The following is an 18079-nucleotide window of genomic DNA, read 5'->3' on the forward strand; positions in this document are numbered from 1 at the left end:
AACAGGACAATTTTGTTCAACTGCAGAAAGGTTTTATCCATGGTTTTGGATGCATTGTCTTGTTATGATTATGTTATGTGGAAACGTCAGTTTATTCAACAATGAGAGAGGGAGGAGAAAGTATGAAAAGAAAAGTAATCTCTATGTTGATGTGCGGCGCTATGGCTGCGTCGCTGTTTGCGGGCTGCGGAAGCTCGACAAGTTCCTCTTCGGCAAACGCGTCGACTTCTTCATCGACGGCGGCAGCTGCTTCTTCATCGTCGGAGGAAGCAGCGGCGACATCTTCTTCATCCGCGACAGAGTCGGTGGAGACAACGGCAGTATCATCGACTTCCGCGGCTTCCGGCGACAATGTAGTGGTCAAGGAGGTCCCGAATGATGGCCAGTTTGACGGTCAGACATTGAGCATTCTGGTATCCGCCGGATGGATGGACAACCGTTATGATGCGACGATCCAGAGATTCGAGGATACCTATGGTGTCACCGTAGATCTTCAGACGATTCCGGCCGATCAGTATCTGGATATTCTCCAGTCGGATCTGGCGAACGGCACCTGCCCGGATATTTTCTGGATTCAGTCGAACCCGGTTGGAGCCATTGAGTCCAACATTGGAAATCCGGAAGAGTACTGCATCGATTTTTCCGGAGCTGACTGGCAGAACGTCATGCCGGAGACCCGTCAGGCATCCTGTATCAGCGACGGCAAGCTCTACGGACTGCAGATCTGGCATAATTCTCCGGAGTATGTCATGGTTTACAACAAGACCATGTTCAAGGAGCTCGGCATTAACGAAGTGCCGACAACCTATGATGAGCTGAAAAAGGATCTGAAGACAATCAAAGATTCTGGTGTCGAGACACCGTGGTTCATGCCCGGTGCGGACGGATGGCAGCATCAGCTCGCGTTCTTCCAGATCGGCGGTGTATACACCGAGGATGATCCGGACCTTTATGACAAGCTGAACAACAACGAGGCAACCTTTGCAGACAACAAGAAGATGCTTGAGGTTCTGAATGAGTTCAAGGAGCTTTCCGATGACGGCTACTTTGGAGAGGATTGGGTAGGAACCGATTCCACAAACCTGAGCAATGAGTTCGGCGACAGAAATACAGCAATGGCAATGGCAAACTCCAGCTTCATTCAGCAGATCAAGGATGATACCGGTACAAAGGATGAGTTTGGAATGTTCCTGATCCCGCTCGGCGATAACACCTGGTATCCGACCAATCCGGCCGGCCCGACCATGTTCGGCTATAAGGGAACGGAGCATGAGGATCTTGTAAAGGCGTTCTTCCAGTTTGTATGTACACCGGAGAGCCTGCAGGAGATTCTGGACAATTCTCCGCAGTATACGAACCTGGATGTAAACGTAGATATCGAACAGCACTGGCTGCCTGAGGAAAAGGAATTCATGAGTTCGGTTGACCCGAATAAGATGGGCGTAACTGTACTTCAGAACGGCACCAAGTACACCAACGATTATTGGATGGATTTCGGCGCGGATATGATTTCCTTCTGCCAGGGCTCTATGGAGGCTAATGACGTCCTGAAGAATATGGATGCGAACCGTGCAGAATCGGCGAAAACAGCCGGTGATTCCGCATGGAAGTAATCCTGCGGAAACAGACGGAGAACAGGAAAACGCTCTGAGCAGGCAGTGATGTCCCGCGTGTGGGGCACGGAGCAATCCGCGGCTTATACAGTTTGTGGCACAATGCATCGTATGAGCGTTTACAATGAAGTGTCGCCCGGAGGCCTGAGGAGGGCCTCTGCAGGCGACACTCCTTCGTTAGAGGATATCAACCGGATGGTGGGAAAGCGGATTTGCCGCAGTGCATGAAAACAAATGCAGCAGCCGCTGACAGAAATTAGTATGAGGCAACTATGAATAAAAATAAGATTTACCCGAGATGGTTCGTCATTCTGCCGCTGATTATTTATGTGGTGTTTTTCCTTTTTCCAAGTATTCTCGGCGTATTCTATTCTTTCACGGACTGGGGGAGAATGACGCCGAAGAACGGACTTCATTTTATCGGTCTGCAGAATTATATCGATCTTTTTACATCCAATAAGAATTACATGGCGGGTTTCTGGAATACGGTCCGGTTCACGCTGATCTCCAATGTGGTGAAAATTATTCCCGCCTTTTTCCTTGCGATTCTTCTGAATTCCAGGCTGAAGGGCAAGAAGTTCTACCGGACGGTATTCTATCTGCCGTCCATTCTTCCCTTCGTAATCATCGGAATTATCTTCAGCTCGATCTTTTCTTACAATACCGGACTTCTGAACAGCACATTCACGGCTCTGGGGCTCGGTGTATTGAAGCAGAAGTGGCTGTCCGATCCTAATATGGTGTGGAATTCGATCTTTTCGGTGGATGCCTGGAGAGGTATCGGCTATGTCATGACGATCTTCCTGGCCGGGCTGAATACGATTGATGATTCCCTTTATGAGGCGGCAGAGATTGACGGCGCCGGTTTCTGGAAGAAGCTGTCTTATGTGACACTTCCGATGATGCGTGGACCGATCATGATCAATCTGGTATTCGGCATCACCTACGGTCTGAAGGTCTTCGATATCATCTATGTATTGACAAATGGAGGACCCGGACATAAGACCGAGGTCATGACCACATACGTATTCCAGTTGTACGGCAGCGGCCAGTACGGAATGTCCACAGCCATGAACACCATTCTTCTGGCGGTTACCGCGGTGATTGGTGTGATCATTGTCAAGGTTATGAGCGGAAAGGAGGCAGAAGCATAAATGGGAAAGTCTAAGAGAATTTTTCAGACCATCATCAAGCAGGTCGTCTGTGTTGTGCTTTCTCTGCTGGTGCTGGTTCCCCTCTACATGGTGGTGATCAACTCCTTCAAGACAAAGGGAGAGGCGGCCAGAATGAATCTGAAGTTTCCGACGACCTGGGTGTTCGGAAACTATGTGGATGTCATTCAGAAGGCCGGTCTGATCCGCGGATTTGCGAACAGCATGATTTACGCGCTGGTTGCCACCTTCGTGGGCGTCATCATCAGTGCAATGGCCGCATTTGTTCTCAGCAGAAACCGGATCCGGATTAATCGGAGGCTGTACTATTTCTTTATCATCGGACTTTTCTTTCCGGTGAACTATGTAACGTTGGTTCGGGTGTTTCAGTGGTTCCATCTGACAAACACCAGACTGGGAATTATTCTGGTGTTCATCAGCTCGATGATTCCGTTCTGCATCTTCACGATATACAGCTTCGTTGAATCGGTGCCGAGGGAGATCGACGAGGCGGCCGTGATCGATGGCGCCGGACCGCTTCAGATGTTCTTCCGGGTAGACCTTCCTATGATGAAGCCGACAATTGTCACCTGCTTCATTCTGCAGTTCATGGGTGTCTGGAACGATTTCCTGACACCGCTGTATTTGTCGAGCAAGAGCAGTCTGTTCCCGATGACAATGGCGGTATATCAGTTCTTCGGGAAAAACCAGCAGTACTGGAACTATGTGTTTGCGGATATTGTCATGACACTGATTCCGGTCATTATTGTATACTTCATTGGACAGAGATATCTGCTCGAGGGAACGACCGGCGGATCGGTCAAGGGTTAATGCAGCAGATGAGAATAATGGATCCTGCGATGCCGCAGATGTAAGGACAAAGCTCCTGCATGCCGCATCAGGTAAGAGCCGGGGGAGTGTGCTTTTTGTGCGGCGCAGTCACCCGGCTTATCTTATATTGCAGGAAAAAATTTTGAGGGAGAGACTTCGATGGATCATTACGAGAGAGTGAAACGGTACAAGGCTGTGTATGACGGGCCTCCGCGGGCGGTTCCGGATGGCGATGTCGATGTGTCGGGCAACGGAAGATGGAGAATCTGGCAGTATACCGGGACAAAAACCGACGCTCCGGTTCTGGGGAACGGAGATATGCTGGCGGCCTTTGCGGGCCCCTGTGAATATCCGCAGTTCTGGGTTACAACGAATGATTTCTGGCAGATGGAGAGCAATCCGAACTGGGTGTTTTTTCATGATAATTCGACGGCTGCGCTGGAACCGGCGGTCACGCTGGGGGGACCGAGACCGGTCGGACGCCTCGTGTTCTCGATACCGGAGCTGAAGGGAGCGGCCTGCCGCATCGAACAGGAGCTCGCGGATGCGGTTACGGTGGCGCACTATGATTTAGGGACAGAGGGAAAACTGACGATACGAAGCATGGTTGCGGCGACAGAGAACGTCCTTCTGTTACAATTTCATTCGGAATTGCCTGATCCGGTGCGGATTCGGGCCTGTTTCCGTTTTCCGGATGAGCCGGGCATGGGATGTGAGAAGGGAGTGAATCTGTCCGGGAAAAATGAGAGCGGGACGGACCTCAGAGGAACCGCTGTCGGTATGATGTGCGGCAGAACGATCAAAGAACAGAAAACGGTTGGCGGGATTCTGTCAGGATTCCGGGCCTTCGAGGAGCAGGTGGATGTTCCGGTGAAGGCAGGATTCGGCGGTGCCTTTCATCGTCCGGAAGACCGTGACGATGGGAATGAATCATCCGTATGGAGCAACAATGCGGGTGTAGGTAAATCCTGCGCCCTGAGCAGCAATTCGGATGCAGATATATGGTGCGCATCGAGCGTCAAAGCAAACGACGATGAATCGGGGGTGCGGAGTACAAACAGCAATCAAGAAGATACGGCGTCTCTGGTGCTGCGTCCGGGAGAGAGCGCGGATTATGTGTTTGTTCTGCGCACCTGGAATAAGGTGTCGCGCCCGGTGGAGATGGCAGCGTCCAGGGCGGAGTGGATTACGTCCCGGGAGATTTCGGAGCTTGTCGAACTGCACAGAAGCTGGTGGAGAGATTTCTGGAACGTATCCGGAATCTGTCTGGACGATCCGATGATGGAGCAGCGTTATTACCTGTCCCAGTATGTGATGGCAAGTCTGAGCCGGGATCCCGACTATCCGCCGGGGATCCTGGGCGTCTGCACCTTTGACCGGCCGGCCTGGAACGGAAATTACAAAATCAATTACAATCATCAGTCGGCCTATCTTGGCTTGCTTGCCTCCGGGCATTTTCCACAGGCGGATCCCCATGACGCCCCGTACTTCGCCATGATGGATATCGGACGGGAGATGAGCCACAGGCTGTATCAGCATGGAGGAACCTGTCTGCCTTTGGGACTTGGACCGAAGGGCATGGTCAGCGAGGCGCTTCTTCTCCACATGAAGTCACAGGCGGTTCACGGCGCGACGAATATGATCATGCGGTATTCGCTGACGCTGGACCGGGATTATGGGAGAAAAATATACCCGTTTCTCCAGAGCCTCGCGGATTTCTGGGAGGCGGATCTGATTCAAAAAGATGGATGGTGGCATATCCGGGACGACAGCATGCATGAGCGGACAGAGGATGATGTCCGGAAGAACGGAGAATCCATGGATCCGGTCAACAGTCTCGGATACCTGAAATGCCTCTTCCGTTTTCTTCCGGTCATCAGCCGCGACCTCGGGCTGGATGAGGAACGCCGGAGTCACTGGGAGGATATCGCGGATCACCTGGCACCGTATCCGATGGGGACACTGGAGGATATCCGGGAGAATCCGACGCTCTGGGCGGAGGCGGAGGTGCCGCTTGGCGAGCTGGTTCCGGAGGAATGGATGAAAAAACCTGTCTTTTTCGATGAAGGAAAAGGAGGAAAGTGGTCCTATCATTTTCCGGGAAATATTATGCAGATTTATCCGGCGGGGGCGATCGGGCTCGGATCCGATCCGGATCTGCTTCAGACGGGGTGGAATACCGTTCATGTGCATTCCATCATTGAAAATCAAATGGCAGAATATCGGAAAACGCACGACACCGGCGCGGATGACCTGGACAATGAACAGGGGGATTCTGATCCGCATTACAGAAAGGCTGGCGCATGGAACGCGACAAACCTGAGCTGCCTGTTTTTCCCTGCGGCAGTCCGCGTGGGCTATGATCCGGAGGTGATCTGGAGGGAGCTGGAAGAGAGGATCGTACATCGTGGACTGCCAAACGGGTATATCAACCGGAATCCACATGGAATCGAAAACCTGAGCACAGTGCCGAATACGCTGCAGGAGATGATGCTGCTCAGTCACGAGGGCATTCTCCGGATTTTCCGGGTGTGGCCGGTGAAGAGTCATCCGAACGCTTCTTTTGAGAGGCTCTGGGCATACGGCGCATTTCAGGTGAGCGCTTCCCTTGAAGCTGGAATTGTCGGAACGATACAGATTCTGAGCCGCGCGGGAAGAGAACTGGTGCTTGAGAATCCCTGGCCGGGAGAAGAGGCAGAGATTGTGCATCTGCAGACCGGCCGCAGAGAGGTTTCCGGAGGAGAGTACCTGAGAGCGGAGACTTTCCCGGGTGAACGGCTGGAAATCCGCAGGATGGCGTGACGCGGGAATGACCGAAGGCGTTTGCGACTGAGGCGTTCCGCAGCTCCATAAATCGGGATAAAACTTTGTTACAGCCAGTTTGCAAAGGGCAAGAGGACTGTAAAATCCTTGCCGTACATCGTTGGGGGAACAGTAACCTGAACGGAGATGGGGGAACAGTAACCTGAGCGGAGGTTGTAATCTCGTCAAAAATGTGGTATGACATATTTAACAATTCGGTGACAGAACAAATGTTTTTAATTATCAGAAAAGAGGACATGCCATGCTTGATAAGAAAGTAAAAGAATTGATCAATGATCAGATCAACAAGGAGTTCTATTCCGCATATCTGTATCTGGATTTCGCAAATTATTATTATGATCAGGGGCTTGACGGCTTCGCGCACTGGTACGATGTCCAGGCGCAGGAGGAGAGAGATCATGCGATGCTGATGCGCACATATCTTCAGAACAACGGTGAGCTGGTAACCTTTGAGGCTGTCGCAAAGCCGGACAAGACCTACAGCAGCCTGGATGATCCGCTGAAGTTCAGCCTGGAGCATGAACAGTATGTGACCAGCCTGATCAACGGTATCTACAAGGCGGCAAGTGATGTCAATGATTACCGCACCATGCAGTGCTTTGACTGGTTCGTAAAGGAGCAGGGAGAAGAGGAGAAGAATGCGGACGATCTTATCCGCAAGTTCAAGCTCTTCGGCGCTGATCCGAAGGGACTTTACGCGCTGAATCAGGAACTTCTCGGAAGAGTCTATGCTGCTCCGTCTCTGGTTCTGTAAGTGGGACTGGTAAGAAAGATACGGCGGGGAGCCCACTGTACTTTATCCGGGTCTTCCGGGATCAGGTAGTTTATGAGAATTAATAGCAGGTTGAGCAATCAGGAGAAGCTGTCGCTTCTCGGACATTCCGGGGGCTTCGGACTGGAAAAGGAGAGCCTTCGGGTGACAATGGACGGGCGTCTGGCACAGACGCCCCATCCTTTTCCCGGAAATAAGCATATTGACCGGGATTTCTGTGAAAATCAGGTGGAGATTATCACGAATCCCGAGGGCAGCGTCCGTAAAGCCGTAGATTCCGTGAGGGAGTATCATGAATATGTCGCGGATGCGCTGTGGAACCTGAAATCAGGTCGTGAGGTACTTTGGCCGTTCAGTAACCCTCCCCGCATATCCGGGGAGGATGAGATCCCAGTGGCGCGGTTCTCGGGAGAGCTTGCTGAGCGGACAGCCTACCGGAAGTATCTTGGAAGAAAATACGGAAAGCGGAAAATGCTGCTTTCCGGCATTCATTTCAACTACTCGTATCCGGCTGAATTTCTGCGGCGGATTTTTGAGGAAAGTGGGGAAGCGGATTACAGAGAATTTGTGGATTCTCTGTATCTGAATCTCGCCAGAAAGGCCATGATGTACAGCTGGCTGATCGTGGCGCTGACGGCGGCGAGCCCGCTCTATGATCTTTCTTTGTTTGAGGAGAGTCAGCGGGACAGGGTCCGGGATCTGAGACTTGCGACGGTCCGGTCCAGTGAATTCGGGTACTGGAATGATTTTACTCCGACGCTTCGATATGAGAGCACGGAGGCCTATGTCGCCTCGATTCAGCGGTACGTGACGGAAGGCCTTCTCCATTCTCCAAAGGAACTGTATTATCCGGTGAGACTGAAACCGGCCGGTGAATATTCGATGGAGGGCTTTTCCGGAGGGATCAGCCACATCGAGATCCGTTCGCTGGATCTCAATCCGCTGTCCCCGTTCGGCCTGATGGAGGAGGATGTGGAATTTCTTCGGATGCTTATCGGATGGATGACCGTCCTGCCGGATCATGAGCTCAGTGAAGAAAGACAGAAATCTGCCATACACAATATGAAAAAGGCGGCCTCGCTGGATCTGGAGAATGTAATTCTTCGAAACGCGGATGGGACCAGAAGCGTACTTACCGATAAGGCGCTTGAGGTGCTGGACCGGATGGAACGGGATCTCGGCAAGAGCGCAACGCTTGATTTTCAGCGGAACAAGATCCTTCACCGGGAAAACAGGTACTCGGAAATTATTCTGGACCGGTATGGCGATGATTTCATGAAATCCGGTATTCTGCTCGCGACAAGGCGATTTCATGGACAATAAAAGGAGCATTGCAGCTGTTCTGGCTGAAATGTGAAAAGCTCTGCCGCTTCGGCGATAAGCCGAAGCGGCAGAGCTTTTTTTACGCGAACAGTGAGCCGCAGCCGAATGCGAAGTATTCGTGTGCGGCGAGCGTCGCGATAGCGAGATAAAACTCGCGCAGCGTGTTTTATCTCGTTGTGTTGATTCGGCCGAGCGGCGGGCTGCCGCGCTGCTGAGAGGGCGCCAAACCGACGGATGTCCCTCAGCAGGGGAGATCCGGTATGGTGTCCGCATCATCGAGAAAGACATAGAAGATATCCCCGTAATAGACGCTGTGCACGAGTCTGCAGGAGTCTCTGATCGTCCGGATTCTGCCCTTCCTGGTCTTAATGCGGTATTTCTGGCAGAAGGCAAGACAGTCGGAAAGAGATTCACGGGTATCTGAGGGGTCGCCGTGTTCTGCATAATATTTGCGGATACGCTCTCTGGTTTTATCCCTGTCTTCCGGGCAGAGGATGGAAAGAAAGCTCGATTTCGAGTATTCGTTGAATTCATCAATGCTGTCACATTCACAGAGCCGGAGGAGATATTCACTGGCGTATAGAATCTGCAGGTCGTCGGCCATCTTGTAGACCAACACGGCCTTTGGAAGATCCGATGCGAGATTTGTGATGCTCTTCTGAAGGTGCGTGCGGTTTTCCGTGCATATATCGGAATTGTAAACCCTGTAGCAGTGCCCCTCCGACTGCTTTGCAGAACAGAGAGCCGCGTTTGCCTTCCGGCAGAGTGTGCCGGGCTTGCTGCCCTGCTTCGGGTATTCCACGAGGCCGGCAGACAGGTAAAAACGGTAGCTTTCGCCGTGAAAATCAACAGTCATCGGGCTTGATACGAGCCGGTTTACAATGGATCTGGCTTCTGCAAGAGAAGAATCCTTCATGAAGACGATGAATTCATCCGCGGCGTTGCGTCCGATGATATCCCCGTCATCGAAATTCTGCCGCAGAGCATCCGCGACACGGCAAAGCGTCTTGTCACCGATGTCGCGTCCCAGAATATCGTTGATGATTTTAAAATTGTCGATATTCAGGTTGATGAGTACACCCGGGGCGGAAGGATAGCAGCGGATGTATCTTAAAAGCTTCTGATCGATGCCTCTCCGGTCGAGCAGGCCGGTAACGGGGTCTATCTGCATCTGCAGATCCCGGCCCTGAGAATACCAGAAGTCGAGCATTTTTTCCAGGGAGGAGCTGCCTGTCCATTGAACAACTACTGTAAAGACAGCTGCGTCATGGCCGTTCTGTATGATGTTATGGATGAGCCAGGAATAACCGCCGCTTCCGTTTTTGATTCGGAAGGCTTCGGAAAACTCATGAAGACTGTTTTCCGCGGCGCGTTCCATCCATGTTCTGCGGTTCATGAACGCAAGATAGCGTTCCCGGTCATCGGGATGCACGTTATTTTTGCAGAAGCTCTCACGGGCCTGCGTAAAAGTGAGATGTGTTCTGAATGCCGAATCCCAGTTCCGGTAGATCAGAGTATAACTGTCTTCTGCGGCGTTGACCTGCACGATTCCGAGGAAGGAGGTGAGAAGGTTCGCCATGGATTCGTTGATGCGGTCAGAGCCTATGGAGGTATTGCGCAGGAGCTGATCCTGAAAGGCCTTGTTGTAGATGGTGTTTCCGATGTCAGAGATACAGGACAGAACCATACGGGCGCCGTTTGTGCTGAACGGAATCAGGGTGTAGGACTGCAGGTGCTGTCTGCTTGTTTTGTCGTGAGACACGAAAAAGGCCGTGATGTAACTCGCGTTTCTGTCTGGAATGCGGGTGTTCAGCTTATCCATATCGTAGAACTCTATGAAGGAGGAACGATCCTCCTCATCCAGATATTTCTCCGCATATGCCGCGATGGTCTCTTTGCTGGTATCGCAGAAATCAGTCAGTCTGTCCTGTGCGGTGTTCAGATAGATGTTCTCTACAGTTCCGGCATCGAGATTAAACAGGTCGATTCTGTTGAAAATCGTCAGAAGATGGCGGATTCCATCGTTGATATGGATGGAACGGGTTATCGCTGACGAAGAATCCAGAATCAGTCCGGTAAACGCAAGGTATGCATAGCTGTCCGTCTTCGATGCGATCGTGCGGAAGCTGATGCTGCAGAATTTGTTGCTGATAACGAGGTCGAAAGAACTTAATTCCTGGGTATCCCCGGGGTGTGTAATTGCATGGCGGATGATGCTTCGGTATGTTGAAACGGACATAAAATACTGAAGAAAATCCTCTGAATCCCGCAGCTTGAGAGATTCTGCCATTTCGTCCATTGCGGTGTTGTGATAGAGCAGTCTGGTTCCCTTTTGATCCGCTTTTACAAGCATGAGCGGAACTCTTGAGCCGCAATCATAGCTTCTGCCGGATTCCAGAGGGGAATCGGATATCATGTTGATTTCACCGATGGCTTTGTAGCAGCGCGCCTTCTGAGGAGATTCCAGACCGAATTTTGAAATCAGCTTCCGGATCTCCGTGATCGGCAGTGGCTTTGAGTAATAAAATCCCTGGAGCTGCTCGCATCCGATTGTATTCAGGAATTCAATCTGTTCACGGGTCTCCACACCCTCGCATAGAGTGTGGATGCCGAGATGCTTGGCCATGTTGACGACGGACGCGACCAGGGTTCTTGCCTTCTGGTTGCTCTCCATGCCTCGGACAAATGTCTGATCAATCTTCAAAACATCGAAGTTGAAATCCTTCAGTGTGCCGAGAGTTGAGTACCGGCTTCCAAAATCATCAATCCAGATCTCATAGCCGGCCTCCTGAAAGCGGCTGATCTGATGCCGCAGATATTCGGGCTCGGCCTCAAGTGTACTTTCGGTGATTTCAATGTTGATCAGATCCGGAGAAATACCGGATTTGGTCACGATGGAATTCACTTCGTGAAAGGCATCTGTGCCCAGAAAATCATTTCGTGAAAGATTGATAGAAACCGGTCCAACCGGGCGTCCGTCGGATTCCGCGGTCTTGAGATCCCGGCAGACATTCTCTACCATGCGAAGATCCAGTCTGGAGATCAGATGGGCGTCCTCGAGGACGCCGATGAAAAGCGCGGGAGACAGAATGCCATTTATGGGATCATTCCAGCGGCACAGTGCTTCAAAGCCGCAGATCTTTCCGCTCAGAGTCCGGATCACCGGCTGATACCAGGTCTCAATATATCCGCATTCGAGCGCCTCGTTGAAATGATTCAGAATATAGCGCTTCAGCTCCTCACGCTCGGCGATGTCATCATTGTAGATGGCGATATTGTAGTCGTACTGATCGTGAATACTCCTGGCGGCAAGACGCGCGTGATCGATCATAAGCGAGACGTTTGTGTCAGACGGACCGTTCTGAAGATAGATGCCGGCCTTCAGCTCCAGGCTCACATTTTTCTGCAGCGCATGGACAAAAATATGGAGATGTTCGATTTTGTCGGAGACATCCTGGCTGCCGGTCAGTACGGAGAACTGATCCGCTGAGAGGCGGGTGATGTAATCGCCGGGGAAAGTCTTCCGGAGTTCCTCCGCAAACTGCAGCAGAAGATCGTCTCCCTCATGGAATCCATATTTATGATTGTAATCACGGAAGGCACAGATGTCGAAAAAAATCAGGACATGCTGCCTTTCCGGAGAAAGGGTCAGATATTTTCGAACTGCATTCAGAAATCCTTTCATCGAAAGCAGTCCGGTAAGTTCATCGTATTCAGCCAATGTATAATACTCCCACACATAAAATTATAAATAAATTATAACATTTCCGGGAGTTAAAAGCTACATAAAGATCAAATTTCGACAAATCGGTTCAGATTTCAGAAAAAAAATACAATTCGGTGGGAGCTGAGCACTCCGCATGAGGCAGACTCCGCGAGGGACAGATTTCTCAGGGGGACAGACTCCGCGGGGGACAGGCTCCGTATTGGACAGATTCACCGGGATTCGCGGTATTCGGTCGGGGATACGCCTTCGGAACGCCGGAAGAGCCGGCTGAAGTAATTCGGGTCCTGGTAGCCCACGGCAGCGCAGATCTCTTTTACCGGAAGCTTATTCTCGGCGAGAAGCTTTTTGGCGTGGCTGAGCCGGATGCCGGTCAGGTATTCGATAAAGGTTACGCCCTCCTCTTCCTTGAAAATTTTGCTGAAATAGTAGGGGCTGATATTGAGCTCCCTGGAGACGTCATCAAGCGACAGGTCGCGGGAGTAGTGACTGTCGATATACTCCTTCGCCTGATGCGTCAGATTGCTGGCGCTGCTTTTGGCCTTGTCGGCGATTTTTTCGGCGGCGTCCCGGATCTTCGCCACAAACCATGTGTGCAGCTCCGCGATCGTATAGTCAGAGATAATATTCAGATAATCACCGCGGTCCGCAAAGCGGTACAGGCCAAGGCCGCCGCTCTGGTAGGCAATGTGCTCGGCCCAGAGGACAAATTCGATCGTCTTCAGACGCACGTTATTTTCATAGGTCGAGACCTGGGTTTTCTCCATCCAGGTAAAAAAACGGTCTGCGTATAATCCGGCATCCCTGATATTGCCGTTCTTCACGCTGTCGAAGAGCTGTTTCTCAAGGTCGATCGGGTAATCCTGCTCGTAGGTGCAGGAGACGGGGAGATCATCGGCGTGAGAGACGGTTTCGTTGTTCTCGCAGAGGGAGCGGAGTGCCTCCCGATAGGAGGTCCGCATGTCCGAAAGAGGCATGACAGAGCCGATCCCCATACGGTAATTTACCCCGGTCTCCTCCTTCAGGCGGGAGATGATTCTGCGGACGCGATCGATCACCCGGACCCTCTCGACATAGTCCATTCTGGCGGCCGCATAGGGGATGAAGACAGGGATTTTGTTCATCATGATCTGTCCGATGACAGCGTGGGCGCTGTATTCCTTCAGGATCTCACGGATTTTTGCATAGTACTTCTGAAGGCGGATTCCGGTTCCGATCGGATTGCCCAGGTGGTCTCCGCTTCCGGTGAGAGGAGCAGAGGCATTTGGCTGTTCCGGATTCTCATGCCCGGATGCAGCGTCTCCGCACGCAAGAAGTGCGACAAAGCCATAGGATTCAGGGATTTCCAGCAGATTGCAGTAGTTTGCCGTGACGTCCGGGGAAGTATCCTGAAGGAGGAGAGAATAAACCAGACCGCTTTCGATCATGGGAACGACGGCATCCAGCTTTTCACGGTTCGAGAGCTCTCGGCTTCGCTGCTCACGGGTGCGGTCGATACCGGCCATCGCTTGGGTCATGGTATCCACGAAGATTTTCCGGTCCAGAGGCTTTGTCAGAAAACTCATGACGCCGAGGTTCAGCGCGTCCTTGGCAAAGCTGAACTTGTCATAGGCGGTGAGGACGATAAAAACCGTTGCCGGGCTGAATTTCCGGATTTCCCGGATCGCCTCGATGCCGTCAATTCCGGGCATGCGGATATCCATGACGGCGATGTCCGGCCGGAAGGTCTCTGCCATTTCAATGACGGCGCGGCCGCTTCTGGCGGAGCGCACCTCACATCTGTCATGAAATTCCTTATCCATAATATACGTAAGAGAATCGATGGCGATCCCTTCATCATCCGCCAGCAGAACTCTGTACATTTTCAATTCCCCCTTTGAATGCGGCGCCGACATCCATGGCGCGTTAATGATCATGGTTAGTCCGGCATTGGAATATAGAGCAGGACCTCCGTTCCCTGTCCCTCGCCCGGGCTCGTGATGTCAAAGACATCCTCGCTGTTGTAAAACAGCCGCATCCGGCTGATTACATTGGAGAGCCCGACTCCGTTTGTCTCGTCTCCCTTTCGTCTGACAGGAGCGTTTCCGGACAGAATCGCGTTCATCTGTTCCTCCGTCATTCCTCTCCCGTTGTCATGGACAGAGAGCGTGATATACCTTCCGGTCCGGTAAACGGAGAGGATGATGACCGCCGGGCGGTCCATGTCGCGGACGCCGTGATTGATTGCGTTTTCGATGATCGGCTGCAGAATCATGCTGGGTACCGATACCCGGGTCAGATCATCGTCGATTCTCTTTTCATAGGTGATTGCACCGGAAAAGCGCACGTTGATGATATACATGTAGTTGTCGGCGAGGGAAATTTCATCTGCGAGAGTTGTGATCTGGTTCTCACGGTTAGTCTTATTGCGGAAGAAGGCCGCGACATTCTGCAGATACTTGTAGGTTCCGTCCGCTTCCTCCATCATGGCAAGCTGCGCGCCTGCATTGAGGGTATTGAACAGGAAGTGCGGATTGATCTGGGCCTGCAGATATTTCAGCTCGGCTTCCTTGAGGTGGGCGTTCATGAGGAGCTCCCGTTCCTTCAGCCGGTTCTCGGATTCCATGGATTCCCTGAGCTTCTGGAGATAACCTCTCATGCTGACGACCATCTCGTTGAAGGCGGAGGTGACGATGCCGAGCTCGTCGTCGCTTTTTACCGCAAGCGGAGGCACGTCAAAGTTTCCCTTTCCGATTTCGCCGGTCTCCGCGATCAGCGCGTGCAGCGGGGCGGTCGCGTGCCGGACGGTCATGACGATCATGAAGACATCAAGGAAAGCAATCATGACAATCATGAACAGGGAGGCGATTTCCAGAGAGTGGAAGGTGTCCGCGAGCTTCAGATAGTTGTCCGAGTTGCCCTTCAAGAGGAGGTTGTTCATGCTGTAGATGTACGACTGAAGGATGTCGTTCATGCTCACGGTTTCCTCATAATATTCCTTGTACTTCTGGATATTCCTTCCTCTCTTGGCGGTGAGCGCGTTTTCGCAAAGCTCCATGTAATGATCAGAGAGGTTCTGAATATCGCGGGTCGTACTCTGAATCTCAACGCTGTCGGAATAATCGCCGAGGGCGGCAAGGCAGTTCGCGTAATCGCCCTGAACCTGATAGAAATTGCGGAGATTATCCGAGCTTCCGACATTCAGATAATCTGTCAGGCTTTGCTGAACGCTGTCCAGAGTCTCGGACAGACTGTTGGTCTGGACATTGGAGTAGAAGACCCGGTTGACCTTTTCGAGCGCGTTGTTGATATTCAGGAACAGAAAGAGGTTTACGGCAAAAGTAGCAGCGGTGGCCAGCAGAAATGCGAGGGTCAGCTTTCCCTCGAGGGTGTGAAGCGGACGTCTCTGCCTGTTCGGAGAAGAAAAAAATATCTGCGGAGAGCTGTCCGGCCCGTTATTTTTCAGATGAATCAAGACTCGTCCTCCTTCTCCAGATAGTCACCAACGTTTTCGGGTGTGATGATCTCAATGTCGATGGATGAATACTCGGTGACAAAGCCGCTGTCGATGTACTCAAGGAGATTGTCGACGGCAGTGCGTCCGATTTCCTCTGTGGAGACCGTAAGGGTCATCGCCGCGACATTCCGCTGTACAGCGTTAAGGATGGTGCCGTTGCGGTAGTAGCCGCAGATCGTTACATCGCCTACATGATTGGTGTCCACGATGGTCTGGCACACACTGCTCGTGGTTGTTTCGTCGAGGCATACCAGAATATCCGGGAGATCGGCGCTCTCAAACAGATCCGTGACAGCCTCGGCGGTGGAGAAGCTGTCGCCGTTTCCGAGGGTCCTTGAAGAAATGGAGAAGCGGTCCATGACGTTATTCTTCTCGAGCGAATTCTTGATTCCGGAGATGACCAGATTCTGTCCTGTGGTCTTGTCCTCCGGGCTGGCGATGACCAGCACGTTCTGCCGGCGGTTCTCCGCGAGAGAACTGAGCATGTTGCCGTAAGCCTCTCCGACGTTGTAGTAGGAGATGCCGACAAAGCTTTGTCGGCCGGAGCCGTAGCAGTCTGTGCCGACGCAGATGACCGGGATTCCGGCATCGACGGCGCGGTTGATGGCACTCTTGAGTTCCTCGCTGTCATCGCCGTTGACAATGATGCCGTCCGCCCTGGACTGAATGGCCAGATCCATGAGTTTGGGGATGGTGTAACTGGTATCCAGGTTCTTTCCGGTGAATTCGATGTAATCGCCTTTTTTTTCGGCTTCTCTGAGAGCCTGATCATAAACGGCGTTCTGAAAGGAGCTGGATTTGTCTCCGATGTACGCAAAATTATACCGGAAACCGGATCCGCCTGAAGACAGGTCTGAGAGTGCATGGATCTGACGTTCAAAGACCACCATACTTACAATTGTAATGATGACCAGAATGGATCCGAAAATACAGAGGAACAGATTCAGGCCGTGGATCGGGCGGGAGTGTTTGTGATTCTTTTTCATCATGATTATTGTGGTTTTCCTGTTTCGCAGAAAGCAACGTGACGATTCAGCCCTCCAATTTCGGAAACCTGCAGTTCTATTGATGTGCTGAATCGTTATAAAGTAACAGTTTTTTGTGAATATGACTTCAATATCTGTTAGAATATTATAATGATTCCTGCGGGAAAAGGCAATGAATGTTGTCAGAGCAGGCAGACCTGAATGCCGGGCGGAGCAGACAGATCTGGACAAGAGGCAGAACGGGAAGATTTGCATGTAGAGCAGGCCGGGCAGGTCTGTATGATCGGGAGGATGTTATGAAGCGAGGAGGATTTTTGTGCGGAGCGGTGCTGCTTATTTCGGCAGTACTCTGCAGCTGCGGCAGGGAGCGGCCGGATACATCGTCTGTGGAGCCGGAGAAGGCGGAGCTGAAGCCGAAGATCGGACTTGTGTTTGATTCGTTTGTAATTGAGCGCTGGGAGCGGGACCGTGATATTTTTACCTCGACGGCGAAGGACCTCGGGGCGGAAGTAATCGTGGGCAACGCGAACGGAGATGTCGGGGAGCAGAAATCAATTATCAGTCATATGATAGATTCAGACGTGGATGTGCTGGTGATCGTGGCGACGGACGGGGACAGTCTGGGAAAGGAGATCAGCGAAGCCAGAAGGGAGGGAATCCGGGTGATTTCCTATGACCGTCTGATTCAGAACGCGGACACGGACCTGTACATAACATTCGATAATGAGACGGTGGGAAAGTTCATGGCGGACGCGGTGAATGAGGCGATGCCGGACGGCGGAAGCTACGTGAGGGTGAACGGTTCACCCGCGGATTACAACGTGACGCTGGTCAACAAGGGATTCGACGCTGAAATCAATGATAATCTGAAGATGATCGACAGCATTTCCTGCGACAACTGGGATGACAGCATTGCATACAGCTATCTGACGGAGCATCCAGAGGATGTGGAGAACGCAGGGGCCATTGTATGCGGCAATGACGCGATTGCGGGCCAGGCGGTGCGGGTGCTCGCCGAGCGCAAGAAGGCCGGAAGCGTCACGGTCACCGGACAGGACGCGGATCTGGACGCGTGCCAGAGAATTGTCGAGGGGACGCAGACGATCACGGTGTACAAGCCGATCGAGAAGCTTGCGGAGAAGGCGGCGGATTACGCCGTGCAGATGGCGAAGGGGAAAATGCCCGAGACGGATGAGACCATGAGCGACGGAACCTATGATGTTCCGTACATTGCCATTCAGCCGGTAAAGGTCACGAAGGAGAATATGGACAGCACAGTGATTGCGAGCGGATTCCACAGGAAGGAGGACGTGTACCTCCATGCGCAGGGTATGGAGGAGGTGTCGGGGTCGTGAAATCT

The 18079-nt window shown here is 52.1% G+C and carries 11 protein-coding genes; 7 read left to right on the plus strand and 4 right to left on the minus strand.

Annotated elements, in window-relative coordinates; genetic code table 11:
• Positions 1-122: 122 nt before the first annotated feature.
• From ACTQ1O_RS07170 to ACTQ1O_RS07195, 6 genes are all read left to right on the plus strand, one after another.
• Complete coding sequence (locus tag ACTQ1O_RS07170; RefSeq protein WP_441486686.1) at positions 123-1613, plus strand: ABC transporter substrate-binding protein; 1491 nt, start codon at positions 123-125, stop codon at positions 1611-1613.
• A 272-nt stretch (positions 1614-1885) separates the two neighbouring features.
• Positions 1886-2767 (plus strand): carbohydrate ABC transporter permease, encoded by an 882-nt coding sequence (locus ACTQ1O_RS07175; protein WP_441486687.1) that lies wholly within the window; start codon positions 1886-1888, stop codon positions 2765-2767.
• Positions 2768-3595, plus strand: a complete 828-nt coding sequence (locus tag ACTQ1O_RS07180) for a carbohydrate ABC transporter permease (protein WP_441486688.1) — start codon at positions 2768-2770, stop codon at positions 3593-3595. It begins immediately after the preceding gene.
• Positions 3596-3754: 159 nt separating this feature from the next.
• Positions 3755-6397 (plus strand): glycosyl hydrolase family 95 catalytic domain-containing protein, encoded by a 2643-nt coding sequence (locus ACTQ1O_RS07185; RefSeq protein ID WP_441486689.1) that lies wholly within the window; start codon positions 3755-3757, stop codon positions 6395-6397.
• A gap of 262 nt (positions 6398-6659) precedes the next feature.
• Entirely contained in the window at positions 6660-7172 is a 513-nt protein-coding gene (locus ACTQ1O_RS07190; protein ID WP_441486690.1) for a ferritin, read from the plus strand.
• Positions 7173-7244: 72 nt separating this feature from the next.
• A complete protein-coding gene (locus ACTQ1O_RS07195; protein ID WP_441486691.1) occupies positions 7245-8513 on the plus strand; it encodes a hypothetical protein in 1269 nt (422 codons plus the stop codon).
• 241 nt (positions 8514-8754) lie between these two features.
• On the opposite strand, the gene ACTQ1O_RS07200 is transcribed toward ACTQ1O_RS07195, so the two are convergent.
• The 4 genes from ACTQ1O_RS07200 to ACTQ1O_RS07215 form a co-directional block, all read right to left on the minus strand.
• Complete coding sequence (locus ACTQ1O_RS07200; RefSeq protein WP_441486692.1) at positions 8755-12234, minus strand: bifunctional diguanylate cyclase/phosphodiesterase; 3480 nt, start codon at positions 12232-12234, stop codon at positions 8755-8757.
• A gap of 215 nt (positions 12235-12449) precedes the next feature.
• Positions 12450-14099, minus strand: coding sequence for a response regulator transcription factor (locus ACTQ1O_RS07205; protein ID WP_441486693.1), 1650 nt, complete (start codon positions 14097-14099; stop codon positions 12450-12452).
• Between the two features lie 56 nt (positions 14100-14155).
• A complete protein-coding gene (locus tag ACTQ1O_RS07210; protein WP_441486694.1) occupies positions 14156-15691 on the minus strand; it encodes a histidine kinase in 1536 nt (511 codons plus the stop codon).
• Positions 15688-16722, minus strand: a complete 1035-nt coding sequence (locus ACTQ1O_RS07215; RefSeq protein ID WP_441486695.1) for a sugar ABC transporter substrate-binding protein — start codon at positions 16720-16722, stop codon at positions 15688-15690. The genes ACTQ1O_RS07210 and ACTQ1O_RS07215 overlap by 4 nt, the downstream gene beginning before the upstream one ends.
• 293 nt (positions 16723-17015) lie before the next feature.
• On the opposite strand from ACTQ1O_RS07215, the gene ACTQ1O_RS07220 reads away from it, so the two are divergent.
• Positions 17016-18074, plus strand: coding sequence for a sugar ABC transporter substrate-binding protein (locus ACTQ1O_RS07220; RefSeq protein WP_441486696.1), 1059 nt, complete (start codon positions 17016-17018; stop codon positions 18072-18074).
• Positions 18075-18079 lie beyond the last annotated feature (5 nt).

The organism is Bilifractor sp. LCP21S3_A7 (genome assembly GCF_052118825.1).
In the GTDB taxonomy this organism is placed as follows: domain Bacteria; phylum Bacillota; class Clostridia; order Lachnospirales; family Lachnospiraceae; genus Bilifractor.